Source organism: Pseudomonas sp. CM27 (assembly GCF_013179515.1).
In the GTDB taxonomy this organism is placed as follows: domain Bacteria; phylum Pseudomonadota; class Gammaproteobacteria; order Pseudomonadales; family Pseudomonadaceae; genus Aquipseudomonas.
Map to the genome: position 1 here is coordinate 1 of NZ_JABMCN010000253.1, position 4,739 is coordinate 4,739.

Consider the following 4,739-nt stretch of genomic DNA (forward strand, 5'->3'; position numbering starts at 1 on the left):
AACCGATCAGCAGCGCACCGCTGGCGACCACGCCATGGTGCAGGAAGGCACCACCGGTCTTGGTGGTGTCGCGCACGTCAAACCGTGCAGCGCCGGCCTGCAGGAAGCCCGAGTCGCCAACCTGGCCACCGGATTCGGCGTAGAACGGCGTGCGGTCAAGCACCACCACGCCCTGCTCGCCCTCACCCAGCTGGTCGACCGCCTGGCCGTCCTTGTACAGGGCGATGATCTTGCCCTGGCCTTCGGTGGCGTCATAGCCGAGGAACTCGGTGGCGCTGTCGACCTTGACCACACTGTTGTAGTCCATGCCGAAGGCGCTGGCAGAACGGGCACGCTCACGCTGGGCGTCCATTTCGCGCTCGAAGCCGGCTTCGTCGATGGTCAGCTCACGCTCACGGGCGATGTCGGCGGTCAGGTCCATCGGGAAACCGTAGGTGTCATAGAGCTTGAACACCACGTCGCCCGGGACCACGTCGCCTTGCAGCTGGGCCAGGTCCTGCTCGAGGATGCGCAGGCCCTGCTCCAGGGTCTTGGCAAACTGCTCTTCTTCCGCCTTGAGCACGCGCTCGATGTGCGCCTGCTGGCTCTTCAGCTCAGGGAAGGCATCGCCCATCTCGGCAGCCAGTGCGGCGACGATCTGGTAGAAGAAGCTGCCCTTGGCGCCCAGCTTGTTACCGTGACGGCAAGCGCGACGGATGATGCGGCGCAGCACGTAGCCACGGCCTTCGTTGGATGGCAGCACGCCGTCGGCGATAAGGAAGCCGCACGAACGGATGTGGTCGGCGACCACTTTGAGCGAGGCCTGGCCCTCGTTGCTGCAACCGATGGCCTTGGCCGCGGCAGCCAGCAGGTTCTGGAACAGGTCGATCTCGTAGTTCGAGTGCACGTGCTGCAGCACGGCGCTGACGCGCTCCAGGCCCATGCCGGTATCCACCGACGGCGCTGGCAGCGGGTGCAGCACGCCGTCGGCAGTGCGGTTGAACTGCATGAAGACGTTGTTCCAGATCTCGATGTAGCGGTCACCGTCTTCTTCCGGCGAGCCGGGCGGGCCGCCCCAGATGTCGGCGCCGTGGTCGTAGAAAATCTCGGTGCACGGGCCGCACGGGCCGGTGTCGCCCATGGTCCAGAAGTTGTCGGAGGCGTACGGGGCGCCCTTGTTGTCGCCGATGCGCACCATGCGCTCGGCCGGCACGCCGACTTCCTTGGTCCAGATGTCGTAGGCTTCGTCGTCAGTGGCGTAGACGGTGACCCAGAGCTTTTCCTTGGGCAGGTTCAGCCACTGTTCCGAGGTCAGGAAGGTCCAGGCGAAGGTGATGGCGTCGCGCTTGAAATAGTCGCCGAAGCTGAAGTTGCCCAGCATTTCGAAGAAGGTGTGGTGACGCGCGGTATAACCGACGTTTTCCAGGTCGTTGTGCTTGCCACCGGCGCGCACGCACTTCTGGCTGCTGACGGCCCGGGTGTAGGCACGCTTCTCCGCACCGAGGAAGCAGTCCTTGAACTGGTTCATGCCTGCGTTGGTGAACAGCAGGGTCGGGTCGTTGTTCGGAATCAGCGAACTGGAGGCGACTCGGGTATGTCCCTGCTCTTCGAAGAAGCGAAGGAAGGCTTCACGGATTTCTGCGCTTTTCATAGGTTCTTCCACGGAAACGGCGGCCCAGTCGGGCAAACACGTCGACGAAACGACGGCAAAGGGCCGCATTATATCGGTCCTGCAATCTCGGTGCAGTGTGTTTATGCGATAGAAAGTGTCGATTGGACGGCTTTGATGGCCATGCAAACGAAAATGGCATGAATGGATGCTAAATCCAGCCTTTCGCCACTGGCAAGCCAATTACCGCCCAAGGGAAGGGAAAATGGAACAGGCGGTGAATTAAAAGGTTTTCATCCGTAATGGGATCCGAAATAGCAGGGCTGAGATGGGCGCCTCACTCCAGCTGCTGGCCCGAATCCGGCACGATCAGGATGCCCGCCCGCAGGCCATTTCTGACCTTGGGGTTGGGAAAGATGATGCGCGCGCCCTCCTCTTCCACCACCCAGCGCGTTTCGGCCAGGTCTTCGGCCAGCAGGTAACCCTTGCTGAGCTCGGAGAAGTTCTCGATGTCTGCAGGCAGGTGCAGGTGAAAGCTGTCGCTGTGCTTGATGATCTCGCGGGAGACGCTGAACAGCTGCAGACCATCCAGAGAGCTTTCACCCTCTGGCTCGGTGCCTTCGATGATCTGGATCAGCCGCTCCTCCAGCCTGTCGAGGTTGACCTGCTCGTTCTGCCCGAACGGTCTCGCCTTGCCGAGCTCCAGGGTGAATGCTTCGGCATCCAGTTGCTCGTAGGTGAAGGCACTGAAGGTGATGGAGGACTTGCTCTGCAGCAGCACGGCCTCCATGCCTGCTGCGGCCAGGCGCGCCAGCTCGCGGCGGGAATGGGTGCGGCCCTCTTTATAAGGATAAAGGGCAAACTGCTCGATCTTCGAACCGCGAATGGCGGTATGCAGGTCGTAATGCAGGCGGCTGCGCAGCGGCTTGCTGAAGAACACCCGGGCGAATTGTTCCAGCTCGGCGGCACGCAGGGCCTCGAAGCCGCTGGACAGCTCGTGGCGGCCATTGAACAGGCGGTTGATGTCCTGCTCGATGAAGCGCTCGCCCTTGCGGATCGCTGCGGGGTTGCCAAACAGGAACAGCACCCGCGCTTTCGGTTTGATCTTGCCGTTGGCGACGCCGTGGAGCAGCCGCTCGAGCAGCTCTATCGGCGCCGTCTCGTTACCGTGAATACCGGCGGAGAGCAGCAGGTCCAGCCCGCAATCCTCGGCTTCGGGGGGACGCACTTCGAGCGCGCCCTCCCCCAGCCAGCGCAAACGCGCGCCCTTGGGTGTCACTTGGGTCTTCTCGGCCGGTTCGTGATCGGTGAGGGTCAGCTCAAGCAATTTGCCAAGGGCGAGCATAGGGGCTTCCTTAGTGGTGGTGGCCGCAGTCGGGACCATGGACGTGATCGTCGCCTTCGGCGACTTCAGCCGGTTCCATTTCCAGCTGCAGGCTGACCAGGTTGGTGGCCATCGGACGCAGCAGCAGGTTGGCGTATTCGCTATCGTCCTCATCGACATCCACACCGATCAGCAGCTGGCCACGGCCATCCTGCTGAATCCACACTTCCTTGCCTTGCCAGACCACGGCAAAGCGGGTGCAGGAGGTTTCCAGCTGGGTGCCGTCTTCATCTTCAAGGATCAGGCGCAGGGCGTCGGTCATAACAAAGTCTCTCTTCAAGGTTGGCGTTGGAACGGATACACCGAGCCCAACTTCAGGATCTGGGTCAATTCGTCCAGGGCCGTACGGCACTCCAGCAGTAGCTGTGGGTCGGCCAGGTCCGCCTCTACAAGGCGATCACGGTAATGCTTGTCGACCCATTGCAGCAGGGTGTCGTACAGCGGGGCGGTCATGATAACGCCTTGGTTGACCGCCGCCAGTTCGGTTTCTTTCAATGCCACGCGCAAACGCAGGCAAGCCGGGCCACCGCCGTTCTGCATGCTTTGCTTGAGGTCGAACACCTTGACCTCCTTCACCGGGCCGCCTTGGTGCGTCAGCTGGCCCAGGTAGGCCCACACGCGCTCGTTGCTGCGGCATTCTTCCGGCACCACCAGCAGCATGGAGCCGTCATCACGGCTGAGCAGCTGGCTGTTGAACAGGTAGGAACGCACCGCGTCCTCTACCCCCACCGCCGCCCGCGGCACGCAGATGGCCTGGAAGTTGCCACCCTTGCTGGCCAGTTTAGCTCGCAGTTGGCCAAGTACCGCGTCGGTGTCGAGGAACGCGTCCTCGTGGTAGAACAGCACCTCGCCGTTACCCACAGCAATCACATCGTTGTGAAATACGCCCTGGTCGATCACTGCCGGGTTCTGTTGAGCGTAGACCACCCCGTCATCGCTCAGCCCATGCAGCCGGGCCACTGCCTGCGAAGCTTCGAGGGTTTGCCGCGCCGGATACTTCTGCGGCGCCGGATAACGGCTGTCGAAGGCACTGCGACCGTAGACGAAAAACTCGACGCCAGCCTCACCATAGCCACGGCAGAACCGCGTATGGTTGGCCGCCCCCTCGTCACCGAACTGTGCCACGGCAGGCAGCGCCGGGTGGTGGGCAAAGTGTTTCTCGTTGTTGAACATGGCCCCCAGCACGCGGCTGGTGGTCGGGTGCTCGATGCTGCGGTGGTACTTGCAGTTGAGGTTGGCGGCGGTGAAGTGCACACGGCCATCGGCGGTGTCGGCACTGGGGCTGACCGTGGCGGCGTTGGCCACCCACATGCTCGACGCCGAACAGCTGGCCACCAGCAGCGGCATGGCATCGATGGCGGCGCGCTGGATCACCTCGGCATCGCTGCCGCTGAAGCCCAGGCGGCGCAGCGCGGCCACGTCGGGGCGCTCCTGCGGCGCCAGCACACCCTGCTTGAAGCCCATGTCGGCCAGGGCTTTCATTTTTGCCAGGCCCTGGCGCGCCGCTTCACGCGGGCTGGAACCCTGCTGGCTGTTGCTTTGCGAAGCCACGTTGCCGTAGGACAGGCCGCCATAGTTGTGGGTAGGCCCCACCAGGCCATCAAAATTCACTTCATAGGATTTCATCGGCTAGGCTCCGTGACCTGTTGTTATAGGGTGATGCCCGGCGTGAGGGTCGCCGGCAAGGCAAGGCTGGCGGTCTCCAGCGAAGCCACGGGGTAAGCGCAGTAGTCGGCCGCGTAATAGGCACTGGCACGGTGGTTGCCG

The 4,739-nt window shown here is 62.8% G+C and carries 5 protein-coding genes; all 5 read right to left on the minus strand.

Features of this window, described 5'->3' with window-relative positions; genetic code table 11:
• On the minus strand, positions 1 to 1,630 hold a 1,630-nt coding region (alaS, locus tag HP547_RS24285; RefSeq protein WP_172287895.1), incomplete at its 3' end, for an alanine--tRNA ligase.
• 295 nt (positions 1,631 to 1,925) lie between these two features.
• The gene (gene astE, locus HP547_RS24290) at positions 1,926 to 2,933 is read right to left on the minus strand and encodes a succinylglutamate desuccinylase (RefSeq protein ID WP_172287898.1); all 1,008 of its coding nucleotides are present in this window, start codon (positions 2,931 to 2,933) and stop codon (positions 1,926 to 1,928) included.
• Between the two features lie 10 nt (positions 2,934 to 2,943).
• Positions 2,944 to 3,234: a topoisomerase II gene (locus HP547_RS24295; protein WP_172222387.1), complete on the minus strand. Its 291-nt coding sequence runs from the start codon at positions 3,232 to 3,234 to the stop codon at positions 2,944 to 2,946.
• Between the two features lie 14 nt (positions 3,235 to 3,248).
• Complete coding sequence (gene astB, locus HP547_RS24300) at positions 3,249 to 4,598, minus strand: N-succinylarginine dihydrolase (RefSeq protein WP_172222383.1); 1,350 nt, start codon at positions 4,596 to 4,598, stop codon at positions 3,249 to 3,251.
• A gap of 23 nt (positions 4,599 to 4,621) precedes the next feature.
• Positions 4,622 to 4,739, minus strand: a 118-nt coding sequence (locus HP547_RS30010; protein ID WP_372242919.1) for a hypothetical protein, incomplete at its 5' end; no start/stop codon positions are given.

What these genes read in the sequence shown, in the direction of transcription:
- astB (WP_172222383.1), bottom strand. Translation starts at nt 4,598, where the DNA reads ATGAAATCCTATGAAGTGAATTTTGATGGCCTGGTGGGGCCTACCCAC.
- HP547_RS24295 (WP_172222387.1), bottom strand. Translation starts at nt 3,234, where the DNA reads ATGACCGACGCCCTGCGCCTGATCCTTGAAGATGAAGACGGCACCCAG.
- astE (WP_172287898.1), bottom strand. Translation starts at nt 2,933, where the DNA reads ATGCTCGCCCTTGGCAAATTGCTTGAGCTGACCCTCACCGATCACGAA.